21 protein-coding genes and 1 pseudogene are annotated in these 22,937 nt (G+C 60.1%); 16 read left to right on the forward strand and 6 right to left on the reverse strand.

All coding sequences use genetic code 11. The features are described 5' to 3' along the window. Positions 1–63 precede the first annotated feature (63 nt). The gene (locus C2U47_RS10895) at positions 64–942 is read left to right on the forward strand and encodes a DMT family transporter (RefSeq protein WP_049636086.1); all 879 of its coding nucleotides are present in this window, start codon (positions 64–66) and stop codon (positions 940–942) included. A gap of 183 nt (positions 943–1,125) precedes the next feature. On the opposite strand, the gene C2U47_RS10900 is transcribed toward C2U47_RS10895, so the two are convergent. Next, positions 1,126–1,989 (reverse strand): YicC/YloC family endoribonuclease, encoded by an 864-nt coding sequence (locus C2U47_RS10900; protein WP_010676104.1) that lies wholly within the window; start codon positions 1,987–1,989, stop codon positions 1,126–1,128. Positions 1,990–2,135: 146 nt separating this feature from the next. Here C2U47_RS10900 and rph point away from each other — a divergent pair, with 146 nt between their 5' ends. The 9 genes from rph (at position 2,136) to C2U47_RS10945 (ending at position 11,972) form a co-directional block, all read left to right on the forward strand. Further along, entirely contained in the window at positions 2,136–2,852 is a 717-nt protein-coding gene (gene rph, locus C2U47_RS10905; protein ID WP_041212002.1) for a ribonuclease PH, read from the forward strand. A gap of 341 nt (positions 2,853–3,193) precedes the next feature. Next, a complete protein-coding gene (pyrE, locus tag C2U47_RS10910; protein WP_005356114.1) occupies positions 3,194–3,847 on the forward strand; it encodes an orotate phosphoribosyltransferase in 654 nt (217 codons plus the stop codon). 179 nt (positions 3,848–4,026) lie between these two features. After that, complete coding sequence (locus tag C2U47_RS10915) at positions 4,027–6,456, forward strand: heavy metal translocating P-type ATPase (RefSeq protein WP_049636085.1); 2,430 nt, start codon at positions 4,027–4,029, stop codon at positions 6,454–6,456. After that, complete coding sequence (gene cueR, locus C2U47_RS10920) at positions 6,453–6,842, forward strand: Cu(I)-responsive transcriptional regulator (RefSeq protein ID WP_010676100.1); 390 nt, start codon at positions 6,453–6,455, stop codon at positions 6,840–6,842. The genes C2U47_RS10915 and cueR overlap by 4 nt, the downstream gene beginning before the upstream one ends. A gap of 153 nt (positions 6,843–6,995) precedes the next feature. Continuing rightward, the gene (locus tag C2U47_RS10925) at positions 6,996–8,150 is read left to right on the forward strand and encodes a GGDEF domain-containing protein (protein WP_039039690.1); all 1,155 of its coding nucleotides are present in this window, start codon (positions 6,996–6,998) and stop codon (positions 8,148–8,150) included. Between the two features lie 30 nt (positions 8,151–8,180). Then, complete coding sequence (locus C2U47_RS10930; RefSeq protein WP_010676098.1) at positions 8,181–8,444, forward strand: YihD family protein; 264 nt, start codon at positions 8,181–8,183, stop codon at positions 8,442–8,444. Positions 8,445–8,641: 197 nt separating this feature from the next. After that, the gene (gene ccoG / locus C2U47_RS10935; protein ID WP_103261640.1) at positions 8,642–10,090 is read left to right on the forward strand and encodes a cytochrome c oxidase accessory protein CcoG; all 1,449 of its coding nucleotides are present in this window, start codon (positions 8,642–8,644) and stop codon (positions 10,088–10,090) included. Between the two features lie 74 nt (positions 10,091–10,164). Beyond that, complete coding sequence (locus tag C2U47_RS10940; RefSeq protein WP_049636084.1) at positions 10,165–11,154, forward strand: serine/threonine protein kinase; 990 nt, start codon at positions 10,165–10,167, stop codon at positions 11,152–11,154. Between the two features lie 209 nt (positions 11,155–11,363). Beyond that, a complete protein-coding gene (locus tag C2U47_RS10945; protein ID WP_010676095.1) occupies positions 11,364–11,972 on the forward strand; it encodes a thiol:disulfide interchange protein DsbA/DsbL in 609 nt (202 codons plus the stop codon). Positions 11,973–12,046: 74 nt separating this feature from the next. On the opposite strand, the gene pncB is transcribed toward C2U47_RS10945, so the two are convergent. Continuing rightward, positions 12,047–13,225 (reverse strand): nicotinate phosphoribosyltransferase, encoded by a 1,179-nt coding sequence (gene pncB / locus C2U47_RS10950; RefSeq protein WP_049636083.1) that lies wholly within the window; start codon positions 13,223–13,225, stop codon positions 12,047–12,049. 101 nt (positions 13,226–13,326) lie between these two features. Next, complete coding sequence (locus C2U47_RS10955; protein WP_041214225.1) at positions 13,327–13,962, reverse strand: nicotinamidase; 636 nt, start codon at positions 13,960–13,962, stop codon at positions 13,327–13,329. Positions 13,963–14,036: 74 nt separating this feature from the next. On the opposite strand from C2U47_RS10955, the gene C2U47_RS10960 reads away from it, so the two are divergent. Both C2U47_RS10960 and C2U47_RS10965 read left to right on the forward strand, forming a co-directional pair. Further along, a complete protein-coding gene (locus C2U47_RS10960; RefSeq protein WP_049636082.1) occupies positions 14,037–14,687 on the forward strand; it encodes an NUDIX hydrolase in 651 nt (216 codons plus the stop codon). A gap of 76 nt (positions 14,688–14,763) precedes the next feature. Beyond that, positions 14,764–15,249, forward strand: coding sequence for a DUF523 domain-containing protein (locus tag C2U47_RS10965; protein WP_049636081.1), 486 nt, complete (start codon positions 14,764–14,766; stop codon positions 15,247–15,249). On the opposite strand, the gene C2U47_RS10970 is transcribed toward C2U47_RS10965, so the two are convergent. The 3 genes and pseudogenes from C2U47_RS10970 to C2U47_RS10980 all read right to left on the reverse strand — a co-directional run. Next, positions 15,195–16,151: an acyltransferase gene (locus C2U47_RS10970; protein ID WP_039039684.1), complete on the reverse strand. Its 957-nt coding sequence runs from the start codon at positions 16,149–16,151 to the stop codon at positions 15,195–15,197. The genes C2U47_RS10965 and C2U47_RS10970 overlap by 55 nt on opposite strands. A 7-nt stretch (positions 16,152–16,158) precedes the next feature. Continuing rightward, positions 16,159–17,058: an acyltransferase gene (locus C2U47_RS10975; RefSeq protein ID WP_049636080.1), complete on the reverse strand. Its 900-nt coding sequence runs from the start codon at positions 17,056–17,058 to the stop codon at positions 16,159–16,161. Positions 17,059–17,190: 132 nt separating this feature from the next. Further along, a pseudogene (locus C2U47_RS10980) lies at positions 17,191–17,865 on the reverse strand (ATP-binding protein); the annotation flags it as partial. Between the two features lie 114 nt (positions 17,866–17,979). Here C2U47_RS10980 and C2U47_RS10985 point away from each other — a divergent pair. From C2U47_RS10985 to C2U47_RS11000, 4 genes are read left to right on the forward strand one after another with little or no spacing between them, the layout of a single operon-like run. Then, positions 17,980–18,669, forward strand: a complete 690-nt coding sequence (locus tag C2U47_RS10985) for a TnsA endonuclease N-terminal domain-containing protein (protein WP_103261956.1) — start codon at positions 17,980–17,982, stop codon at positions 18,667–18,669. Continuing rightward, positions 18,662–20,590, forward strand: coding sequence for a Mu transposase C-terminal domain-containing protein (locus tag C2U47_RS10990; protein WP_198497291.1), 1,929 nt, complete (start codon positions 18,662–18,664; stop codon positions 20,588–20,590). The genes C2U47_RS10985 and C2U47_RS10990 overlap by 8 nt, the downstream gene beginning before the upstream one ends. Further along, the gene (locus C2U47_RS10995; RefSeq protein ID WP_021465520.1) at positions 20,587–21,477 is read left to right on the forward strand and encodes a TniB family NTP-binding protein; all 891 of its coding nucleotides are present in this window, start codon (positions 20,587–20,589) and stop codon (positions 21,475–21,477) included. Before C2U47_RS10990 ends, C2U47_RS10995 begins: the two co-directional genes overlap by 4 nt. Beyond that, positions 21,474–22,568: a TniQ family protein gene (locus C2U47_RS11000; protein ID WP_158657405.1), complete on the forward strand. Its 1,095-nt coding sequence runs from the start codon at positions 21,474–21,476 to the stop codon at positions 22,566–22,568. The genes C2U47_RS10995 and C2U47_RS11000 overlap by 4 nt, the downstream gene beginning before the upstream one ends. Positions 22,569–22,937: the final 369 nt, after the last annotated feature.

Consider the following 22,937-nt stretch of genomic DNA (forward strand, 5'->3'; position numbering starts at 1 on the left):
GGAGACAGTCCGCGCCTCTTTCCTTTATGCTCTGCCCTTTGCCCCTGACCCTGTGATGCTCCGATGAACCGCGCTCCCCTGCTGTTGATGATACTGGTCACCCTGCTGGCCGCCGCTGGCTGGCTCTTCTCGAAAGAGGCGATTCGCGAACTGCCCACCGCCGCCTTTATCGGCAGCCGCTTCCTGCTGGCCGCCCTGCTGCTGTTGCCGCTCGCCTGGTTGCGCGAGCCGCCCCCCAGTGGCTCACAACTGCTGCGCGCCGCCGGGTGCGGCACCTTGCTCGGGGCCAGCCTGCTGTTCTGGGTTACCGCCATCAGCCAGAGCGATGCGCTCGGCAGTGGCGCCTTCATCATGAGCGTGGCCACCCTGATGGCGCCGCTCGCCGCCTGGGCCGCCTTCAAGGCCAGACCCGGCCGCCACTACTGGCTCACCCTGCCCGTCGCCGTGGCTGGCCTGCTGCTGCTCTCCAGCAGCACCCACTGGGGTGTGTCGCTCTCCCTGTTCTGGTTTCTGGCGGCGGCCGCAACCCTGGGGGTCCAGCTCGCGGTGCACCGCCACTTCGCCCAGTCCATCCCTCCTACCTGGCTCACCTGCATCCAGTTGGCGGTGACCGGACTGCTCGGCACCCTGCTCTCCCTGCTGACCGAGCAGTGGCCCGCCAGTATCGGCACTGGTATCTGGGGCTGGTTTGCGGCCAGCGTCCTGATCGCCACCACATTGCGTTACTGGCTGCTCACCCACGCCCTGAGCCGGATGACCACGGCCCACGCCGCCCTGCTGATGCTGCTGGAACCGGTCTGGACCCTGATCTTAAGCACTCTCTTCTATGACGAACCGCTGGGCCCCGCCAAGCTGGCTGGTGCCGGCCTGGTGCTGGGTGCTCTGGTGCTCTACCAGCTCCCCCTGCTGCTGCGCAGCCGAAGGCTGAAGTCACCGGTCTAGCCTGCGCGGGTGGGGGATGCATAGAAAAGAAGGAGAGGGTCTGCATGGCAGACCCTCTTTGCGTGATGGTACATGTCGGGCTCCCTTTGCTAGGGGTTGCCATCAGTCAAGCGGCTGAGCGCTGCGGGAAACGAGCATAAAAAAGCCCCCGGGTGGCGGGGGCTGGTGCATCGATGAGGGGGATCACTCGATGTTCTGGATCTGCTCGCGCATCTGCTCGATGAGCACTTTCAACTCGACGGCGGACTGGGTCACCTCGGCGTTGATCGACTTGGAGCCCAGCGTGTTCGACTCGCGGTTGAACTCCTGCATCATGAAGTCGAGGCGACGGCCACAGGCGCCACCCTTCTTCATGATCTTGTTGGTTTCGCTGATGTGCATCTCCAGGCGATCCAGCTCTTCGGCCACGTCGATCTTCTGGGCCAGCAGCACGATCTCCTGCTCGATGCGGGCAGGATCCAGCTCCACCTTGGCTTCGGCCAGCCGGTCGGTGAGCTTCTGGCGCTGCCACTCGATGATCTGCGGCAGGTGCTCGCGCACCTTCTTCACTTCTACCTGGATGCCGGCCAGACGCTGTTCGATCAGCGCCTTGAGGTTGGCCCCTTCGCTGGCGCGTGAGGCGAGGAAGTCTTCCATGGTCAGGTCGAAGCCGGCCATCAGCTCGGTGGCGACCACGTCCATGTCCTGCTCGGCGGCAGCCATGACCCCCGGCCAGCGCAGCACGTCCACCGGATTGAGCTGACCCTGGCCCGCCTCTTTCATCACCCAGTTGGCGCTCTCGATGATGAGTTTGGCCAGTTCTTCATTGATGTGCAGCTGGCTGGCGGCGGCCTGGGCGGCCTCGAAGCGCAGGTTGCACTCCACCTTGCCGCGCTGCAGTTTGGCCCGGAAGCGCTCACGCAGAACCGGCTCCAGGCTGCGCAGTTGTTCCGGCAGGCGAATGTAGGTCTCCAGATAGCGCTGGTTGACCGAACGAATTTCCCAAACGGCTGTGCCCCAGTCGCCCTTGAGTTCCTTGCGGGCGTAGGCGGTCATGCTGTGAATCATTGATTGTTCCGGGCTTGATGAAGTGTGCGGCCAGTATACTCAGCCAGGCCTGCTCCGTCAGCCGACGAGGTGGTTTTAGCGGCTGATATTTGAGTAGCGATCGCTTATACTCCTGCGCCAATTCAGCCAGCCCAGAGGTCAGTCCCATGTCCCGTCCCAGCGATCGCAGCGCCGCCCAGGTGCGTCCGGTAACCATCACCCGCCACTTCACCAAGCATGCTGAAGGGTCCGTGCTGGTGGAATTCGGCCACACCCGCGTGCTCTGCACCGCCAGCGTCGACACCAGCGTGCCGCGCTTCCTCAAAGGCAAGGGGCAGGGGTGGGTCACTGCCGAGTACGGCATGCTGCCGCGCTCCACCCACTCCCGGATGAACCGCGAAGCGGCCTCCGGCAAGCAGAGCGGCCGTACCCTGGAGATCTCCCGTCTGATCGCCCGCTCCCTACGCGCGGCGGTGGACTTGAGTGCCCTGGGCGAGCACACCATTACCGTTGACTGCGACGTGTTGCAAGCCGACGGTGGTACCCGCACCGCCGCCATCACCGGGGCCTGCGTGGCGCTGGTGGATGCGCTGAACTGGATGGTGGAGAAGGGGCTGATCAAACAGAGCCCGCTCAAGCAGATGATCGCGGCCGTCTCCGTCGGTATGTTCGAAGGGGAGGCCATCTGCGATCTGGAGTACATCGAAGACTCCGCCGCCGAGACCGACATGAACGTGGTGATGACCGAAGATGGTCGCATCATCGAGGTGCAGGGCACCGCGGAGGCCGAACCCTTCACCCACGAGGAGCTGCTGGCCATGCTGGCCCTCGCCAAGGGCGGCATCGCCGACATCATTGCGCTGCAGAAGCAGTCACTTTCCTGATACCAGGACCTGTTGATGTTTCGGCACAAGTCGCGTTGCAGTGTCAAAGGATGCCAGGCTAGGCGCAGGATGCCGCCAATGGTTATTCCCTTGGCAAGTCCTGCAACAACGCATGGCATCCTTTGCCACGCAACCCGTAGGGACGGGTCTGTTTTTGTGCATAACGTCGTTATTCGATGCCTCGTTTGGATTACCAAACTTCGCATCTCATGCCTAGTTCTGCGCAAAAACCGACTCCGTCGCGGCTGTGACGAAGCGTCAACAGATCCTGCAAACGCGGCATTGACCGCGTTTTTTTATACCCCCACACAAGTAAACGACAAGCCAAGCAAGGAGCCAGAATGAAAGCCTACCAGCGTCAATTTATCGAGTTCGCCCTGGAGAAACAGGTCCTCAAATTCGGTGAATTTACCCTGAAATCCGGTCGTAAAAGCCCCTACTTCTTCAACGCCGGCCTGTTCAACAGCGGCCGCGATCTGGCCCGTCTCGGCCGCTTCTATGCCGCCGCCCTGATGGATGCAGGCATCGAATTCGACGTGCTGTTTGGCCCGGCCTACAAGGGGATCCCCATCGCCTCCGCCACCGCGGTGCAGCTGGTGGAGCAGCACGACGTGGACGTGCCCTGGTGCTTCAACCGCAAGGAGGCCAAGGATCACGGTGAAGGCGGCAATCTGGTGGGCAGCCCGCTCAAGGGGCGCATCATGCTGGTGGACGACGTCATCACCGCCGGCACCGCCATCCGCGAATCCATGGATCTGATCCAGGCCAACGGCGCCTCCCTGGCTGGCGTGCTGATTGCGCTGGACCGTCAGGAGAAGGGCAAGGGCGAGCTCTCCGCCATTCAGGAAGTGGAGCGTGACTACGGTGCCCACATCATCGCCATCATCCAGATGAGCGACCTGATCGCTTATCTAGAAGAGAAGCAGGCCGAACAGCCGGAGCTGGCGGCACAACTGGCCGCCATGAAGGCTTACCGCGCCCAGTACGGTATCTGAGTCGCCGCGCATACCGCGCAATAGTTGAAGGCGGCGCCCGTTTGTTCTCTGGCAGCAAACGGGCGCCGTTTTTTCATCTGCAAAAAGTGGATCATGTGGCTTGAGCTTACCCTTACAGTAAAGGTTAGGGTTTGCCAGTCGGCGTTTTGTGGTGCCGACGGGTTCCGGGGAGGAACAACATGACCACTCATCTTCAATCACCCATTCATCTGCAGTTGCCGCTCAGCGGCATGAGCTGCGCCAACTGCGCCGGCCACATCACGACCGCCCTCAACAAGCTCGACGGGGTATCGGCCACCGTCAACTTCGCGCTGGAGCAGGCGGCTATCGAGCTGACCAGCCCCGACCGTCTGCCGGCGGTACTGGAGAGCATCAAGGCGCAGGGTTATGACTACGGCAGTGAGACCATATTGTTTCAAATCACCGGCATGACCTGTGCCGGTTGCTCGGCCCGCCTGAACAAGACGCTGGCTGCGCTGCCCGGCGTCATCTCCGCCGACGTCAACTTCTCCATCGAGCAGGCTCGTATCGTGCTGGTACCCGGGATGCAGACGCCCGCGGCCCTGCGCGAGCAGATCGAGGCCCTCGGCTTTGGCGCCCAACTGGCGCAAGGCTCGGCCAGCGGCCGCCGCCAGCAGTTGCTGGAGCGGGAAGCGCAGGAGGCCGCCAGCGCCCGTCAGGCGCAAACCCGGGTCATCGTCTCGGCTTTGCTTACCCTGCCGCTGCTGGTGGGGATGCTGGCCATGGCCGGTCTGCTGCCCTGGCATCTGCCCGCCTGGCTGGAGCTGGTGCTCGCCACCCCGGTGCAGTTCTGGATTGGGGCCCGCTTCTATCGCGGCGCCTGGCTCGCCATCAAGAACCGCTCCGCCAACATGGATGTGCTGGTGGCGACCGGTACCAGTGCGGCCTACTTCTACAGCCTCTATCTGCTGCTTAATCTGGGGGTGGCCGCCAGTGGCCAGCTCTACTTCGAGGCGAGTGCCATCATCATTACCCTGATTTCCCTCGGAAAACTGCTGGAAGCGCGAGCCAGACGCAGTACCCAGTCCGCCATTCGCGAGTTGATGGCGCTGCGGCCGGAAACCGCCACCGTCTGGCGCGGCGAGCGCTGGCAGAGCGTCGCCATCGACGAGGTGCTGCGCGGCGATCGGCTGCGGGTGCTGGTGGGGGAACGGGTGCCGGTGGATGGCAGAATCGTGAGCGGTGCCAGCGAGCTGGACGAGTCGATCCTCACCGGCGAGAGCCTGCCGGTGCCGCGCGGCGAGGGCGACAAGGTGCTGGGCGGCGCCATCAACCGCTCCGGCGTGCTGGAAATTGAAGCCACCACGGTGGGGGAGGACTCCAGCCTCAGCAAGATCATCGCATTGGTGGAGAACGCCCAGATGGGCAAGGCGCCGCTGCAACAGTTGGTGGACAAGGTCTCCGCCGTGTTCGTGCCGGTGGTGATGACCATCGCCCTGTTCACCCTGCTGGTGTGGTACGCCATCAGCAACGACTTCGGTCAGGCGCTGCTGGCGGCGGTAGCGGTGCTGGTGATCGCCTGTCCCTGTGCGCTGGGGCTGGCAACGCCTGCGGCCATTGTCACTGGCACCGGGGTGGCAGCGCGCCACGGCATTCTGATCAAGGATGTCGATACCCTGCAGAAGGCCCACGCCATCAAGGCGTTGATCTTCGACAAGACCGGCACCCTGACCCAGGGCCGGCCGGTACTGGCGAGCTGGAGCGGCAACGACGAGCAGCTGCGTCTGGCCGCCGCCCTGCAGCAGGCGAGCGAACACCCGCTGGCGCTGGCCATGCGCGAGGCGGTCGACAAAGAGGCCGTGCTGCCCCAGCCGGAGGCGGTGGAGGTGCGGGTCGGTGCCGGTATTGTCGGTCAGGTCGCCGGTCATAGGGTCGCCATCGGCAATGGCTCTTTGCTGGCCCAGCTCGGCATTGAGGTGCCCGCGCAGGATAAACCGCCTGCCGATGGCGCGACCCGGGTCTGGGTGACCATCGACGGCGTGGTGGCCGGCATTGCGGCGCTGGCCGATACCCTGCGCCCCGAGAGTCCGGATGCCATCGCCACCCTGCGTCAGCGCGGCATAGCCAGCTGGCTGGTGAGCGGTGATGGACCGGCGCCGGTGGCCCATATCGCCGCCAAACTGGGGCTGGACGGGGCCTTTGACTCCGTGCTGCCAGCCGGCAAGGTGGAGAAAGTGGAGGCGCTGCGGGCGCAAACCAGCGGGCTGGTCGCCATGGTGGGAGACGGGGTGAACGACGCCCCGGCGCTGGCGGCGGCGGATGTGGGTATCGCCATGGGCTCCGGCTCCGACGTGGCGATGGAGACCGCCTCCATCACCCTCATGCGGTCTGATCCGCGGCTGGTGGCCGATGCCATCGACATCTCGGCGGCCACCTGGCGCACCATCCAGCAGAACCTGTTCTGGGCCTTCGTGTTTAACATCATCGGCATTCCGCTGGCGGCACTGGGTTACCTCAGCCCCGAGCTGGCGGGGGCGGCCATGGCCTTGAGCAGTATCACCGTCTTGAGCAATTCCCTGTTATTGAAGCGCTGGCAGCCCCGGGCGGGCAGCCTGCGTGCATCTGAATCCCAAAGGAGTCATTCATGAACATCAGCAAGGTCGCCAAGGCCACCGGCCTGACCGCCAAGACCATCCGCTACTACGAGAGCATCGGCCTCATCTCGTCGCCGGTGCGCAGCGACAACGGGTATCGCAGTTATACGGATGCCTCCCTGCGGGAGCTGCGCTTCGTCAAGCGTGCGCGGGAGACCGGCTTCAATCTGGAGGAGTGTCAGGAGCTGCTGGCGCTCTATCGGGACGAGCACAGAACCAGTGCCCAGGTGAAGAAGCTGGCCCAGGAGAAAATCGTCGATCTGCGCTCCCGCATCGCCGGTTTGCAAGCCATGCTCAGCGCCCTCGAGGAGGTGGTGAGCTGCTGTCACGGAGATGCGAATCCCCAGTGTCCCATCCTCGACGAGCTGGAGAAAGGGTGAGGGAGGGCTGCGCCATTCGACCCTGCAGAAAAGGGTCTGTCGGGGCCTGTGCGGGAGAGGACGCGCTGAGTGGCAGCTTAATAGCGGTCGATTGATTGTTGAGCAGGAAAGGGGAGTGTTAAACTGTGCGGCTCTTGTACAGGGAGTACCCAGTTGACACAGAGTGTGAAATATCAGGTGCGGCGGGCCATCATGGTCCAGCTCTATACCCATGCCTCCTTCAGCCTGCCTTGCCTGGGGCTGCTGGCGATCAGCTGGAGCCTGCTGTTCCACGATTACCTGCCGGCCAGCGAGTCGCTGGGCTGGCTCGGTCTGGTCCTGCTGCTGTTGCTGGGGCGCTGGTGGCATCTGCGCTGGCGCCAGCCCAGGCTGGCGGAGCTTCCGCTGCCGGTGCTCGAGCGCGAGCTCTTTGTCGGGGTGACCATCACCTCCATCGTCTGGGCACTGGGCGTGCTGCTCTACATGGACAAGCTGCCCGACACCTATCGTGCCGCCATGATGATGCTCTCCAGCCTGATCCTGACCGGCAGCGCCATCATGCTGTTCGGCAGCCGTCGTACCCTCTATGGGGCCGTGCTGCCCCTCGGGTTTGCCATGTTGTTCGAGCTCAGTGGCGGCAACACCCAGGAGCGTATCGTCTCCTGCATGCTGGCGGGGTATCTGTTCGTCTTTCTGCCGACCCTGCTGCGGCGCCTGCGGCGGGATCAGGTGGCCTCTCTCTACCACAGTTTTTCCAATGCGGATCTGGTGGCCGAGCTGAAGGCGGTCTCCGAGCACCTCAAGCTCACGTCCCGCCTCGACGGTCTGACCGGCATCGCCAACCGGGCCCATCTCGACGACTCCCTGGCGCGCGCCTGGCGTCGCTGCCACCGTGCCAGGGCGCCTCTCTCTCTGGTGCTGGTGGATGTGGACTACTTCAAGCAGTTCAATGATCACTATGGTCATCAGGTGGGGGACCAGTGCCTGCAACAGGTGGCGAGCCTGCTGGCCGAAGTGCTGCGGCGGGAAGACGATCTCGCTGCCCGTTACGGCGGAGAGGAGTTCGCCCTGCTGCTGCCCTGCACCACCTTGCAGGGGGCCATGCAGATCGCCGAGCAGGTGCGTACCTCGTTGCGAGCCCTCGGCATTCCCCACCACAAATCCCGGGTCTCGGGGCGGGTCAGTTGCAGCTTCGGGGTGGCGACCCTGGTGCCGGATCAGCATCACTCCATTGCCGAGCTTATCCAGAAAGCGGATGCGGCGCTCTATCAGGCCAAGCATAATGGCCGGGATCGTATCGAAGTAGCCTTGATGGGTAAGGTTGCCTGAGTTTCACAAGACAGATTAAAGAGGTCGTCTATGCAATGTCATCGTATCGAAGAGCTGCTGGAACTGCTGCAGCCTGCCTGGATCAAGGAGCAGGATCTCAGCCTGGTGCAGTTTGTTGCCAAACTGGCCGAGGAAGCGGGATTTGACGGTCCGCTGTCCGCACTGACCGACGACATGCTGATCTACCACCTCAAGATGCGGGAATCCGACAAGCAGGCGATGATCCCGGGGCTGGCCAAGGATCACGTGCCCGACTTCAAGGAAGCCCTGCTCAAGGCCCGCGGCATCAAGTAATCCGGGCGTCACATCGCCATCAGAGAAAGGTTTCAAGAGAATCTGTGAAAAGGCGCATAGTCAACTGGCTATGGGCCTTTTTTGTTGCCTGAAATTGCGACGGGACTCGAACTATAGATACATTTAACCCACACAATTAGCAGGTTGTTTAAGATATAATCGCTTTCATAACAATATGAGTGGAGCGATGTGTTGCAATGGCCAACAAGGACAAGATCGACATCAAGGATGTGACCGGTGACGTCACCGGGACTTTCAATCCCAACACCTTCAAGGCGGGAGATGACAGGTTCAACCCCGGCAACCGCATCTATGTCCGCTCCCAGACCGGCTACTGGCAGCGGGTGCGCAAGGCCATGGGCTGGTTCTTCGTCGCGCTCTTTGTCCTCCTGCCCTGGCTGCGTTATGACGGCCGTCAGGCGGTGCTGTTCGATCTGGAGCACCAGCAGTTCCATATCTTCGGTGCCACCATCTGGCCGCAGGATCTCACCCTGCTGGCCTGGGTCTTCATGATCGCGGCCTTCGCCCTCTTCTTTGTGACCACCTTCCTGGGCCGGGTCTGGTGCGGCTACCTCTGTCCCCAGACGGTGTGGACCTTCCTGTTCATCTGGTTCGAGGAGAAGCTGGAAGGGGCCGCCAACAAGCGTCGCAAGCTGGATGCGGCGCCCTGGAGCGGCGAGAAGCTGGCCCGTAAGGGCGCCAAGCACCTGGCTTGGATCCTGCTGTCGCTGGGCACGGGGCTGACCTTCGTCGCCTACTTCCAGGATGTCTTCCACCTGGTACCCGATTTCTTCACCCTGCAGGCGGGAGGCTGGGTCATCTTCTGGGTGCTGTTCTTTGCCGCCTGCACCTATGGCAACGCCGGCTGGATGCGCGCCATCATGTGTATCCACATGTGCCCCTATGCCCGCTTCCAGTCCGCCATGTTCGACAAGGACACCTACATCGTCGGCTATGACAGCCAGCGTGGCGAGACCCGCGGCGCCCGTGGTCGCAAGGCCGATCCCAAGGCTCTGGGGCTGGGGGACTGCATCGACTGCGACCTCTGCGTGCAGGTCTGCCCGACCGGTATCGACATCCGTGACGGTCTGCAGTACGAGTGCATCAACTGCGGCGCCTGTGTCGACGCCTGCGACCAGACCATGGAGCGGATGGGGTATCCGAAAGGGCTCATCAGTTACACCACCGAGCACAAGCTGGCCCACAGTGAAACCCAGGTGGCGCGGCCCAAGCTGATTGGCTATGGCCTGGTGATGGTCGTCATGCTGGGGGTCTTCGTCTATAACGCCATGTCCATCATGCCCATGGGGCTCGACATCCTGCGGGATCGCAACCAGCTGTTCCGGGAAAACAGTGAAGGGCTCATCGAAAACACCTATACCCTGAAGATCCTCAACAAGACCCTGAACTCCCAGACCTACCGGCTGGACGTGGAAGGGCTGCCGGAGTACCAGTGGTTCGGTCCTCGCGAGGTGACCCTGAAGGCGGGCGAGATCTATACCCTGCCGGTGAGTCTGGCGGTGGATCCCTTCAACCTGAAGCGCCCCACTCTGGACGTCCAGTTCGTGCTCAAGCGGGAAGGCGCGGCGCCGGATGACAGCAAGGGGACCTTGCGCCAACCGAGCAAGTTTATCAGCAGGTTGTGACGGCAAGGCGCACCGCCATGCACGGCAACGGCAGACAGTGGTGATAGAATGGGGCGCAACAGCGCCCCTTTTCTATGGTGGATGACATGCGTTTCAACTATTCCGACCTCAATCCCGATCTCATCATGGATGCCATCGATCTCAGCGGCTTGCGCATCGACTCCGGCCTTATCGAGCTCAACAGTTACGAGAACCGCGTCTATCAGTTTCAGGATGAGGATCGCCGTCGCTACGTGGTGAAGTTCTACCGCCCCGGTCGCTGGAGCCGGGCCCAGATCCTGGAAGAGCACGCGTTTGCCGCTCACCTCTGTGAAACTGAGATCCCGGTCGCCGCTCCCATTGCCTTTGCCGGCGAGACCCTGCTGGAGCATCAGGGCTACCCGTTTGCCATCTGGCAGAGCGTCGGGGGGCGTCAGTTCGAGGTGGACAACCTGGACCAGCTGGAGTGGGTGGGGCGTTACCTCGGTCGCATCCACAGCGTCGGTGCCAGCCATGCCTTTCATCACCGGGTACGGCTCGATGTGGAGAGCATGCTGCACGAGCCGCGTCAGTTGCTGGCGGCAGGCGAGTGGTTGCCGAGCGGGCTGGCCAAGTCCTTCTTCGGGGTGCTGGACGAGCTGATCCGGCACGTATGCGACGCCATGACCCTGGATGTGGCGCGCATCTCCCTGCATGGGGACTGCCACCCGGGCAACATCCTGTGGCGTGACGGCCCCCTGTTTGTCGACCTCGACGATTGCCGCACCGGCCCTGCCATCCAGGATCTCTGGATGATGCTGAACGGGGAGCGTCATGAGCAGCAGATCCAGCTCGATACCCTGCTGGCGGGGTATGAGGAGTTCATGGAGTTCGACCCGCGGGAGCTGGCGCTCATCGAGCCGCTGCGTGCAATGCGCATCGTCCACTACATGGCCTGGCTGGCAAGACGCTGGGAAGATCCCGCCTTCCCCCGCCACTTCTCCTGGTTCAACACCGAACACTACTGGCGCCAGCAGATTGCGACCCTGCATGATCAGCTCGAGGCATTGAAGGCCCCGCCGCTCAGCCTGATGCCGCAGTGGTAGGGGCGTGAACCCGGCAGATCGCCACACCACGGGGCGTCCGCTGGTGGTGTTGCCCGCACCATTGCCACAGCGGCAAGGTGCCCGTGGGAGGCGGGATGGCGGTCCCGCCTGTCTGCCTTTGCCATTGACGGCACGAGGGTGAGGCAATAGGCTTGGACTGCTTCGGTTCGCCGGGCGTGCCTCACAGTGATCCCTTAACAGGAAACGTCATGAAAAAAGTACTATTTTTCCTCGCTGCCATGCTGATGATCCCCATGGTTCACGCCGCCCCGCAATTCAAGGAAGGTGTCAACTATGACGTGGTCAGCCAGACCGGCAGCGCCCAGCCGGAAGTGATGGAGTTCTTCTCCTATTTCTGCCCGCACTGCGCCAAGTTCGAGCCGATTGCCGAGGATCTGAAGAAGAGCCTGCCGGAAGGCGTGCCGATGAAGAAGAACCCGGTGGCCTTCCTGGGCCGTGAAATGGGTCCCGAGATGCAGCGTGCCTACGCCGTCGCCAATCTGCTGAACGTGGAAGGCAAGCTGACCCCGGCCATCTTCGACAAGATCCACACCCAGCGCCAGATCCCCCAGAGCCGCGCCGACGTGAAGCAGGTCTTCGTGGACAATGGCGTGCCGGCCGAGGAGTTCGACGGTGCCGTCGACAGCTTCGCCGTCTCCGGCATGGTCTCCCAGTTCGATCGCAACACCGAGAGCTACAATGTGCGCGGTGTGCCGGCCTTTCTGGTCAACGGCAAGTACATGGTGAAGATTGAATCCATCACTTCCCAGGAGCAGTTCAACCAGCTGGTGAAATTCCTGCTGGCCAAGAAGGACTGATCATTCCTGAGTCGATACAAAAGCCCGCCGGTGCAAACCGGCGGGCTTTTTGTTTGGCGTCTCGCGGGCCTGACTCAGACCCCGACGTGGAAGGCCTGTTTGAGGTTGCGAATGAAGTCCGCATCCCGGCAGAGGGTCTTGCCCGGGCTGTCGGAGATCTTGGCGACCGGGCCGCCGTTGCACTCCATCAGCTTGAACACGATGTTCATCGGGCTGACGCCGGGCAGATCGCAGGTGAGCTTGGTGCCGATGCCGAAGCTGGTGTTGATGCGGCCGCGGAAGTGGCGCAGCAGCTCGACGGCCTTGTCGAGGTTGAGCCCGTCGGAGAAGACCAGTGTCTTCTCGGCAGGGTCGATGCCGAGCCGCTGATAGTGGCTGATGGCTTTCTCGCCCCACACCACGGGATCGCCGGAGTCGTGGCGCAGCCCCTGGTAGCGGCTCGCCAGCTCGAAGTCGAAGTCACGCAGGAAAGCATCCATGGTGATGCAGTCGGTGAGCGCGATACCGAGGTGGTTGGTGAATTCGTCCAGCCAGCTGGTGAGGGCGGCGCGCTGGCTGAGTTCCAGCGGGAAGCCGAGCTGCTGGTGGGCCTGGAACCACTCGTGGGCCTGGGTGCCCACCGCGGGCAACCGGTACTTCTGGGCCAGCAGGTAGTTGCTGGTGCCGCGAAACGCCGGCAGCCGCTCCTTGAGGCGACCCACCACGGCGTCTTGTACCGCGAGGGAGAAGCGGCGACGGGTGCCGAAGTCGATGAGGTTGAACTCGCTCATCTCCTCCCGGCTCAGTTCCCGTTCCAGCTTGTCGATCTTCTGATCGAGCCGCTCCAGTGCCTGGCTGACACCGAACTGGGGATAACGGAAGCGGTTACGCATCTCGCTGATGATGGCGAGCACCGGGATCTCCCACAGGATCACGTCCTGCCAGGGGCCTTCGACCCGCACATTGATGCGGCCATTCTGCTCGAACACCTTGAGCAGGGAGGCGTCCAGCGGCTTGCGGCGCAGGTGGTCCAGGTAGTCGGGCGTGAAGAAGGGGCGTTCGGCCAGGAAGTCGAGTTCGGACCGGGTCAGGCGCAGGGAGCCGGCGAGGCGCAGTTGTTCCTCGATCTGGCCCATCATGGGCAGCAGATCTTCTTCGTTGCGGCTGTGGAACTCGGCGACGACGTCGGCATCCGGATAGCGATGGAACACCGCCTGCTGCATGTGCAGCTTGTAGGCATCGGTGTCGAGCAGGCTGTGGAGGATGGGAGGCATATCAGGCTCCTGTGATGAGTGCTGCGCGGGCAACGCACTCTGGCTGCATCTGTGACGGGTGGGCGCCGGTGTCGGGTGGGCAGTGGAAAATGGAAGGCATGTCAGGCATCCAGCAGGCGTTGAATGTCGGCCAGGGTCTGGGCCAGCTCGGCGCCGGCCTCGATCATCCGGGTGCGGGCCTGGTCGATTGTCTCGGGGGCGATGCCGCGGCAGGCGTCGAGGTGGACGATGACCCGGAAACCGGCGCGACGCAGTTGCAGCACGCTGGTCTTGACGCAGTAGTCGGTGGCGAGACCGCCGACCAGCACGGTAGTGACGCCGCGGGCTTGCAGAAACTCGATGAGCCCGGTGCTGCGCCGCTCCGCCAGGTCGTGATAGCAGGCGCCATAGGGATGCAGGTCCGGCTCGACCCCCTTCCAGACGAAGAAGTCGTAGTCGATGGGGGCGGGCAGGCCGTCGAGCAGCTCGAACCCAGGTGTGCCGGGCACGCAGTGGGCCGGCCAGGTGAGATCGGCATTCGCCAGTGCAAGGGGTTGCAACATGGCGCCGGGTTCGGTCACCACCCAGGGGGCGTTCGCGGGGTGGGCATCCTTGCTGCCGGCTCGCAGGGTGGCGAGGGCAGCCTGGGCATTGAGCGCCGCTACTATGGTATCCCCGCCAGCGACGGGCAGCTCGTTCGGGCAGAGGGGGGTGAATCCCTTCTGCGCATCAATATCCAGGCTGGCGATGATTCCCATGGATGGCTCCTTCACATAATATTCTTGTGATATTATCTACCAAACATTATTAGAAGGCGAGCAGGTCGACCAGGATGCCGAGAATGAGTCTGGATATGGTGGTGCTGCGGTTGCGCGAGGAGCGGCTCGAGCTGCTTCTCGAGACCCGGGATCGCCCCCCCTTTGCCCACTGCTGGCAGTTGCCGGCCCTGCGCATCGACGAGGCCCGGGATCGGGATCTGGACGCGGCTCGCCATCGCCTGTTGGCAGAGTGGGGGCTGGAGCACTGCTACAGCGAGCAGGTCTGTACCCTCGGCAACCTGGAGCGGGATCCCCGCGGCTGGTCCACCACCCTCGTCTATCTCTGTCTGGCGGATCCCGATGGGGGGGCGGTGCGCGGTCGCTGGCATCCTCTGGACGATCTGCCCGGCCTGCAACTCGCCTTCGATCACGGCAAGCTGGTCGCCATGGGGCTGGAGCGGCTGCGCATCAAGAGCCGTTACAGCACCCTGCCGCTGCATCTGCTGGGGGCAGAATTCACCCTCTCCGAGGTGCAACGGGCGTTCGAGATCGTCCTGCAGACCCCCATGAACACGGCCGCCTTTCGCAAGCGGCTCCACCGTGCCGACATCCTGGTGGACACAGGGCGCAAGCGCACCGGCAAGCAACGTCCCGCCATCCTCTATCGGCTGGAGACCCCCTGCTGCGTCATGTTCGATCAGGTCATGCACGGTGCGGAAGCATAAGCTGATGTCTGCGAAAGCCGGATTGTTGCCCCATAGCGGGTCTGGTGCACTGGCACCTCACACAGGAAGTGAAAACATGGGAGAGACGGGAATGCACAAGGTGCTGGTGAGTGCCTGTCTGCTGGGGCAGCCAGTGCGTTACGACGGCCAGAGCAAGGGGATTGTCAGCGACTGGCTGCAGGCGCTGGGAGCCGAGGGGCGGGTACTGGCCTTCTGCCCCGAGGTGGCGGGTGGCCTGCCGACGCCACGCCCCCCTGCCGAGCGCCAGGGGGAGCGGGTGGTTACCGAAAGCGGGCTGGATGTGACGGAGGAGTTCGATCGGGGCGCTGCCCTTGCGCTGGCCCTCTGTCAGCAGCAGGACATTCGCTTCGCCCTTCTGAAGGAGGGGAGCCCCTCCTGCGGCAGCGGCCGCATCTATAATGGCCGCTTCGAAGGGGTTTCACTGGCGGGAGAGGGCAAGACCACGGCTTTGCTGCGCCGCCATGGCATCGCGGTGTTCAGCGAGGATCAGCTGCCCGAGCTGGCCTCGGCGCTCGCCTTGGCTGCCTGCGGATCGGTCTGAGCCGCCGCATCGGCCGCCTGCCACTGCGCCAGCACCTCGTCTTTTTCCTTCCAGCGTGCATTCAGCCACTCCTGGAAACCGCGTTTGAACTGCTTGTCGTTGAAGTAGTCCCCCACCAGTTGCTCGTCCACCGGCAGCTCCTCGATCCGCACCCGGATGCGCTTCATCTTCCCCATCAGGAAATCCTTGAAGGGGGTGTCGGGGTTGTCCGGGTAGCTGATGGTGACGTTGATCAGGCTGTCGAACTGATCCCCCATGGCTGCCAGGGTGAAGGCGAGTCCTGCCGCCTTGGGGGGCATGAGATGGCGATAGCGGGAGCGGGCGGCCTCGCGCTTCTGATCGGTGAAGCGGGTCCCCTCCACGAAGTTGATGACGGTGGTGGGTATGTGGCGAAACTTCTCGCAGGCGTTGCGGGTGGTCTCGATATCCTTGCCCCGCAGATGCGGATTTCTTAACAGAAACTCTCTCGAATAGCGGCGCATAAATGGCATGTCCAGCCCCCAGCAGGCGAGCCCCAGCAGCGGGATGTAAATGAGCTCGTGCTTCATGAAGAACTTGGGCACCGGCAGCCGATTGCGAAACAGGTGGCCGAGCACCACGATATCGGTCCAGCTCATGTGGTTGCTGATGATGAGATACCAGCCATCCTTGCGCAGCCGGGTATTGTCCTCAATCTGCCAGTCGATGCGGGTAGTGAGGCGGATCACCAGGGCGTTGCAACCGAGCCACAGGCCCATGAAGCGATTGTTGAGCCGGCTGCAGGCGCGACCAAAGGCCGGCACGGGCAGCAGCAGTTTGGCCAGAGAAACCAGCAGGATCAGGCTGGCACACAGGGCGGTAAACAGTATGGTCAGGCCGGCGCTGATGAACAGCACCAGGGGGCCCGGGAGCAGGTTTGGCATGAGTGTCTTACTGCGTCTTGTCCGCCAGCAGCTTATCCAGGGTCTGGTCCTTCTCGTGCCAGATCCCGTTCAACCACTGTTGAAACTCTTGTTGGAACTCGGGGTCATTGAAGTAATCCCCCACCAGATTGCGTTCGATCGGCAGAAAGCGGACCCGAACCTTGATCTCCTTGACCCGACCGCACATGAAGTCCCAGTAGCTGGGGACGCCGCCGGGATAGGCGATGGTCACATCCACCAGCTTGTGCAGTTGATCCCCCATGGCCGCCAGGGTGAAGGCGATGCCCCCTGCTCTCGGGTGCAGCAGATGACGATAGGGTGCCCCTTGCCTGTCGTGCTTGCCGACGGTGAAGCGGGTCCCTTCCACGAAGTTCATCACACTCACCGGCATATGGCGGAAACGGGCACACGCCTTGCGCGTGGTTTCTATGTCTTTTCCCCTCAGATGCGGTTGCTTTTCCAGAAATTTTCGGGAATAACGCCGCATGAATGGGAAATCCAGCGCCCACCAGGCCAGACCGAGAAAAGGTACCCAAATCAGTTCTTTCTTGAGGAAAAACTTCAGGAAGGGGATTTTTTGATTAAAAATCCGCTGCAATACCAGTATGTCGACCCAAGATTGGTGGTTGGCAATCACCATATACCACTCATTCCGGCGCCCTTTGTCCACTCCGACCACATCGAAAGGGGTGTTGATAATGGTTTTCTGGATCAGATTGTTAAAACCTATCCAGTGGGTGGCGCAGCCGTCCAGGAGGGTGTTGCAGAGACGTCGCGCCCCCTTGAAGGGCAGCAGCAGCTTGATGAGGCCAAGCAGCAGGACGGGGACAAACCAGAACAGGGTGTTGATGAAATAGAGCAGGGTCGAGAGGCTGCCGCGCAGTCGCTCTATCAGCTTGTTGGGCATGGTGGAATCCGTCTTCGTATTGGTGGATGGCAACCAAGTGGTCAGATCTGTTGCCATAATATCAGCCGGCCCACGACTAGACCATGGTGGCGCCCTTTCCGGGTCGGGTGGTGGCTGCTGCCGTTCCCCCGCTCACTGGCCCCCGCGCAGCCGCGACAACAGCCTATCCATGGCACGATAGCCCAGGGCTTCGATCAGATGCGCTCTCTCGATGGTGGCGTGCCCCGCCAGATCGGCGATGGTGCGCGATACCCGCAGGATGCGGTGCCAGGCCCGGATGCTGAGCCCCAGCTTCTGGATGGCACCTTCCAGAAACTCGGCATCCTGTGGCGATAATCTGCAAACATCTTCGATTTCACGACTATCCAGCAGGTTGTTGAGTTTTCCGCTGCGACTCAGCATGCGCTCTCGCGCCCCCAGCACCCGTTCGCGTATCTGCTGGCTCGATTCCCCCCGCTCCACCTTGCCGGTCAGGCTCCCCCTGGGCAAGAGCGGGACCTCTACCGTCAGATCGAACCGATCGAGAAAGGGGCCGGAGAGCTTGCCCAGATAGCGCAGGATCTGATCCGGGCTGGAGCGGGTCTGGCCGTCGCCATAATGGCCGCAGGGGCTGGGATTCATGGCACCCACCAGCTGGAAGCGGGCGGGAAAATCCACCTGGCGGGCGGCGCGACTGATGGTAATGTGCCCGGTTTCCAGCGGCTCGCGCAGGGAGTCGAGCACCTTGCGCTCGAACTCCGGCAATTCATCCAGAAACAGTACCCCGTTGTGGGCGAGGGAAATTTCGCCAGGCCTGGGATGGGTACCCCTGTCATTTTTCGAAATTAGTGAGACAGGTCAAACCATAGATCAATGATTTAGGGCTATTTTTACTCAAATAAATGAGACGATTTTTTGTCAATAGATGAGACGAGGTCTACTTTGAGTGGAAATAGCTGCGACAAGGTTAAGGTGCATCAAGTTCGTAAGATAGGCCCTACCCGCCGAAGTGTCTCTGGTAGCTATTCGTTTCGTGGAAAAGAGGCGATCCAGTATGAATCCACGCTGGAGCGCGACTTCCTCATTCGCCACGAATTTTTCCCCAATATTGTCTCGATCACTCCTCAGCCCGTTGAAATCCCATTCATCGGTGACAACGGTAGGGCCTACACCTATACCCCTGATTTTCTGATGTCCTTACGGCGCCTCAATGGTGAAGCCACGCAACATGTCCTGGTGGAAGTAAAACCCCGGGATCTATGGATGGAAAACTGGCGGGCATGGTCATCCAAGTGGAAGGCCGCAAGACGTTTTGCACGCAATCAAGGATGGTCATTCAAGATCTATGACGAGTCGCGGATCCGCGACCGTGCGCTTGAAAACATCAAGTTCCTTGAACGCTACCAACGTTTTGCTCAAGCACCAGGACACTCAGATACGTTACTGCATGCCCTGTATCAAATAGGGCCGTTGAGTCGTGATGCTCTGTTCGCTCACTGTGGGGTAATAGCAGGAGATGAACGCCCCTGGGTTGTTGCCATTTGGTATCTCCTGGCAACCCGTAAAATCGACTGTGACATCACACAGCAGCTTGATGGCGCGACCGTGCTTTGGACACTTCAAAATGGATAATAACAAGCCAACAAGGACGCAAGGTGGCATCGTCCCCGTCCGCCAGCGGCTGGCCCTGGACGTTGGCCAGTTTGTTCAGCATGAAGGGCTGACATACCGAATCGTGCAGCAAATCGATTTCAACAGTCTGCTTGGTAGTGACGTAATCACAGGTCGCAAAAAACTACTCCCTATTAATGAGCTCTCATCCCCACCAAATCCGCAGGTCGCCAAACTGGATCCCCGCATTGACCTCGATGATATCGAGGATAAAGATTGGCGCACTGCTAATGAACGATTCGAAGCCATAAAACCCCTGCTCGACCAAGCTCCCAGTATTGGACGAGAAGAGGTTAATAACCGTGCTCTCGAGGTCGGTGTCAGTCCTGCGACCTTGTATCGCTGGCTATCCAGATATCAGGCAGTAGAGACACTGTCGGCTCTCATACCGATGAGCCGTGGTTGGCGAGGTGGCCGAACCCGATTGACCCCACAGCAAGAACAGCTCATCAACGAGACCATTGAATCCATTTACTTGACCGTTCAACGCTCTTCTATTCAAAAGGTTGTTAATGAAGTTTTTCTCCAATGCGAGAAGCAAAACATTCCACCTCCTGGGGCTTCGGCTATCAGGGCAAGAGTAGAGCAGATATCAGAGCGAGAGCAGCTGAGGAGGCGAGGCTTCAGGGAGAAGGCGAAGAACAAATTTACTGCTGCTCCCGGTAGTTTCCCTGGCGCAGACTACCCTCTCTCTGTCATCCAGATTGACCACACGCCAGCCGACATCATCTTGGTCGACGATGTCCATCGTAAACCCATCGGCCGCCCGTGGATTACATTGGCAATGGATGTCTATAGCCGGATGGTGACCGGGTATTACCTCTCTTTCGATCCGCCTTCCGAAACGTCTGTCGCCATGTGTGTTGCCCATTCCATCCTTCCCAAGGAGGAGTGGATGACATTGCACCGAGTGGAAAGTAGCTGGCCTGTATGGGGCATCCCTAAAACGATCCATGTGGATAATGGCGCTGACTTTCGCTCTATCAACTTCAGCAAATCCTGTCAGATGTACGGCATCAATCTAAGCTTCAGACCGGTCAAACAGCCCCGGTATGGCGGACACATAGAGCGGATCCTCGGCACTCTGGTCAAAGAGCTGCATGACTTGCCAGGAACCACATTTTCGAATATCCGAGAACGTAAGGATTACGACTCCGACAAGCGGGCCGTCATGACCAAGGACGAGCTCGAGAAGTGGCTGGTGACGTTTATCTGCAATATTTATCACCAACGCTACCACAATGGCATTGGCATGAGTCCTCTGACCAAGTGGGATATTGGCATCAATGGAAATAGTGAAGTTGACGGGATTGGCTACCCACCAAGACCAGCAGACAGGATGACGATCCTACTCGACTTCCTGCCGTCATTCAGACGAACCGTGCAGGTATTCGGTGTCACCATTGAGGGGCTCACCTACTTTGCAGACACGTTGCGCTTCTGGCTCAATGCCACAGATCCGGAGACCGGGACAAAAAGACAGTTCATTTTTCGTCGGGACCCAAGAGATATTTCCTACATCTGGTTCTTTGACCCAGAGCTAGAGCAATACTTCAAGGTCCCGTTGGCAGATCAGTCACTACCATCAATGAGCATGTGGGAGTATCAGCAGGCTAGGAAGCGATTGAAAGAGCAGGGATACGTGTCCCCGACTGAACCCCAGATCCTCAATACCATCACTCAACTGCGTGAGATCGTCGAAGAGTCCAAAAGCTCGACCAAAAAAGCACGTCGACAGTCACAACGCAGACGTGAACATGAGAAAGGTATTAGTCCTGCAACCCCCTTGCCGGTCCCCGGCACACCCATATCTCCGATACCTGAGCCATCAGCGCTAGATTTCAGCGAGATAGAGCCTTACGACGATGGAGATATAGCATGAATGATCTCGCGCACCTTCATCCCGACTTCCGACATGTGATGAATCTGTCGGACCAAGAGCGAATGGCCTTCATAAACCAGCCGAGGTGGATTGGTTACACTGCAGCCAACCAGATACTGGCAGCTCTCAATGAGCTCGTTGAACAGCCTAAGAAACCCAGGATGTTGAATTTGCTACTGGTTGGTGAACCCAACAACGGCAAGACTACAATTGTGCGTCATTTCCATGAGCAGTATTACAAGGCTACTGAGGATGAACACCCGGAAGGATTCAAGCCCATCATCCTTGCGGAATCACCGCCAACGGCTGATGAGAAAGGGTTATATGTATCGATACTGGAGCGATTTTTCACGCCCTATCGAATATCTGATCCAACAGTAAAACTGCGCTACCAGGTTATTCACCTCTGCCGGGTATGTAAGGTGAAGATGCTGATTATCGACGAGTTTCACTCGCTGCTGGCTGGCTCTGCAATCAAACAGCGGGAGCTCATGAATGCCATTAAACTGCTATGTAATGAACTCATGATCCCTATTGTGGCGGTGGGGACGACAGAGGCTGTTCGTGTTCTGCACACAGATCCCCAACATGCCAGTCGCTTTGATGTCAAAACCCTGCCAGCTTGGAAGCTGGACAACGAGTTCGCAAAGTTGGTGCTAAGTTTCGAGCGTATCTTGCCGCTAAAGCGGCCATCGTCATTGCGTACAGCAGAGTGCATCCAGCTTCTCCATGCGATCTCAGGAGGTAATCTGGGCAATCTGCAGCGATTACTTTCTACATGTGCCATCGCAGCAATCAAGGATGGTTCGGAGCAAGTCAGCCGTGACCTGATTGGACAGCACATGTGGCTTCGTCCCACAAACGGCCTGAGAGAAACCATGAGGTGAACCTTATCTGGCCTGTACAGATATCCCCTCTCAAGGATGAGCTGTTGTCCTCTTGGCTCGTCAGAGCATCCTTGGCTCATGGGTGTGATCCAATGTCTCTCACATCCGCTGTGTGGCCAACGTGGAGAGCTTGGACAGTCGATATTGATCGTACCCTTGATGACACAAGATTACAGAGCCTGTGCGGCTCATCAGGCTTGAGCATTGATGAGTTGCATAACATGACCCTGTTTCATCATCTGGATGGGAAAATCTTTTTAATCGGGAAAAGGCCTTCCAATTTGCCTTGGGTGATCGCAATAGGGAGTCGTAATCGTCAGCACAAGATGGGCGTGCCCTATTGTCCAAGTTGCTTACGAATGGATGAGCCCTATTTTCGGTGGCAATGGCGCTTGGCATGGCATACCTACTGTCCTCTACATCATCATGAGCTGATTGAGAGCTGCCCTTCCTGCAATATGCCGGTTCAGTATCACCGAGTTTCAGCACAGACACCCCACATAGGGATTTGCTTCCACTGTGGCTATGACCTCAGCTCGGCGGTCTCTGCTCGTGTTGAGGCGATGCAGACGGATTTCCAGAAACTGGCGTCCAATGTCGTTGGTACAGGGGCGGCAGATTGGGGAGACAGGCAGATATCATCCCTAGACTGGTTTTTATTGGCCAAACTTTTACTCAATCTCATCCGACGCGCGGCATTCAGAGAACAAAAGGCACCCTCGCATTTAGGGGATTTTATCCAGGCCACTGGAATTGATTTGCACTCACTTCCGTTGCCGCCAACACAGTTACCAATAGAGCTTTTACCGATCGAGCAAAGAAAACCCCTCCTGGCGGCGGTGGCTCAGATGCTATCCCTTGAGCGCGATCTACTGCTCCATTTACTCAAGGAATACGGGATCTCACGCAATACGTTGATGAATGAACTTAGTTGGCCATCAGAGGTTGTGATGGATTGGCTCGATGATCTACCGGCAAACAGTATTCAACGCATCAGAACTAATCCCATTCAGATCCGGAGGCCGAAAGCCAAAGAGGTTGTTCGCCGTGAATGGGCCAGATTGTTACGCCGCCATGGCCTGCAGCGATGAACGATATCTCTACCCGAGAGTGTTTCGGCTGCGGTCGACTTATGGAGCGAGCGCACCGGATCTTCAAGCAAGAGTCCTACTGTGGAACATGTTATGCGCGTGAATTTAAGCGCAAACCATGTCCTCAATGCGGTGAGATGGCTCGGTTGCCAGAGAGGCATCCTAACGCAATCTGTTCGAGCTGCGAAAAGCGTAAACCCTGTGTTCGCTGCGGCAAGGAGGGGTATCGACTCGGGCTAATGAGTGAATATGGACCTGTATGCATGGCATGCGCCAGGTACTTTTCTGAAGAGAAGGTATGTAGCCGGTGTGGCTCAGTTTCGCGCCACCTTTCTCGGGTACAGCGGCTTGGTTTTGATGAGCCCGTCT

Source organism: Aeromonas sp. ASNIH7 (assembly GCF_002903485.1).
GTDB lineage: Bacteria > Pseudomonadota > Gammaproteobacteria > Enterobacterales > Aeromonadaceae > Aeromonas > Aeromonas caviae.

What these genes read in the sequence shown, in the direction of transcription:
- C2U47_RS10930 (WP_010676098.1), top strand. Translation starts at nt 8,181, where the DNA reads ATGCAATGTCATCGTATCGAAGAGCTGCTGGAACTGCTGCAGCCTGCC.
- C2U47_RS10975 (WP_049636080.1), bottom strand. Translation starts at nt 17,058, where the DNA reads ATGCCCAACAAGCTGATAGAGCGACTGCGCGGCAGCCTCTCGACCCTG.
- C2U47_RS10965 (WP_049636081.1), top strand. Translation starts at nt 14,764, where the DNA reads ATGGGAGAGACGGGAATGCACAAGGTGCTGGTGAGTGCCTGTCTGCTG.
- ccoG (WP_103261640.1), top strand. Translation starts at nt 8,642, where the DNA reads ATGGCCAACAAGGACAAGATCGACATCAAGGATGTGACCGGTGACGTC.
- rph (WP_041212002.1), top strand. Translation starts at nt 2,136, where the DNA reads ATGTCCCGTCCCAGCGATCGCAGCGCCGCCCAGGTGCGTCCGGTAACC.
- cueR (WP_010676100.1), top strand. Translation starts at nt 6,453, where the DNA reads ATGAACATCAGCAAGGTCGCCAAGGCCACCGGCCTGACCGCCAAGACC.
- C2U47_RS10940 (WP_049636084.1), top strand. Translation starts at nt 10,165, where the DNA reads ATGGTGGATGACATGCGTTTCAACTATTCCGACCTCAATCCCGATCTC.
- C2U47_RS10955 (WP_041214225.1), bottom strand. Translation starts at nt 13,962, where the DNA reads ATGGGAATCATCGCCAGCCTGGATATTGATGCGCAGAAGGGATTCACC.
- C2U47_RS10995 (WP_021465520.1), top strand. Translation starts at nt 20,587, where the DNA reads ATGAATGATCTCGCGCACCTTCATCCCGACTTCCGACATGTGATGAAT.
- C2U47_RS10915 (WP_049636085.1), top strand. Translation starts at nt 4,027, where the DNA reads ATGACCACTCATCTTCAATCACCCATTCATCTGCAGTTGCCGCTCAGC.
- C2U47_RS10990 (WP_198497291.1), top strand. Translation starts at nt 18,662, where the DNA reads ATGGATAATAACAAGCCAACAAGGACGCAAGGTGGCATCGTCCCCGTC.
- C2U47_RS10970 (WP_039039684.1), bottom strand. Translation starts at nt 16,151, where the DNA reads ATGCCAAACCTGCTCCCGGGCCCCCTGGTGCTGTTCATCAGCGCCGGC.
- C2U47_RS10895 (WP_049636086.1), top strand. Translation starts at nt 64, where the DNA reads ATGAACCGCGCTCCCCTGCTGTTGATGATACTGGTCACCCTGCTGGCC.
- pncB (WP_049636083.1), bottom strand. Translation starts at nt 13,225, where the DNA reads ATGCCTCCCATCCTCCACAGCCTGCTCGACACCGATGCCTACAAGCTG.
- pyrE (WP_005356114.1), top strand. Translation starts at nt 3,194, where the DNA reads ATGAAAGCCTACCAGCGTCAATTTATCGAGTTCGCCCTGGAGAAACAG.
- C2U47_RS10945 (WP_010676095.1), top strand. Translation starts at nt 11,364, where the DNA reads ATGAAAAAAGTACTATTTTTCCTCGCTGCCATGCTGATGATCCCCATG.
- C2U47_RS10900 (WP_010676104.1), bottom strand. Translation starts at nt 1,989, where the DNA reads ATGATTCACAGCATGACCGCCTACGCCCGCAAGGAACTCAAGGGCGAC.
- C2U47_RS10960 (WP_049636082.1), top strand. Translation starts at nt 14,037, where the DNA reads ATGCCGAGAATGAGTCTGGATATGGTGGTGCTGCGGTTGCGCGAGGAG.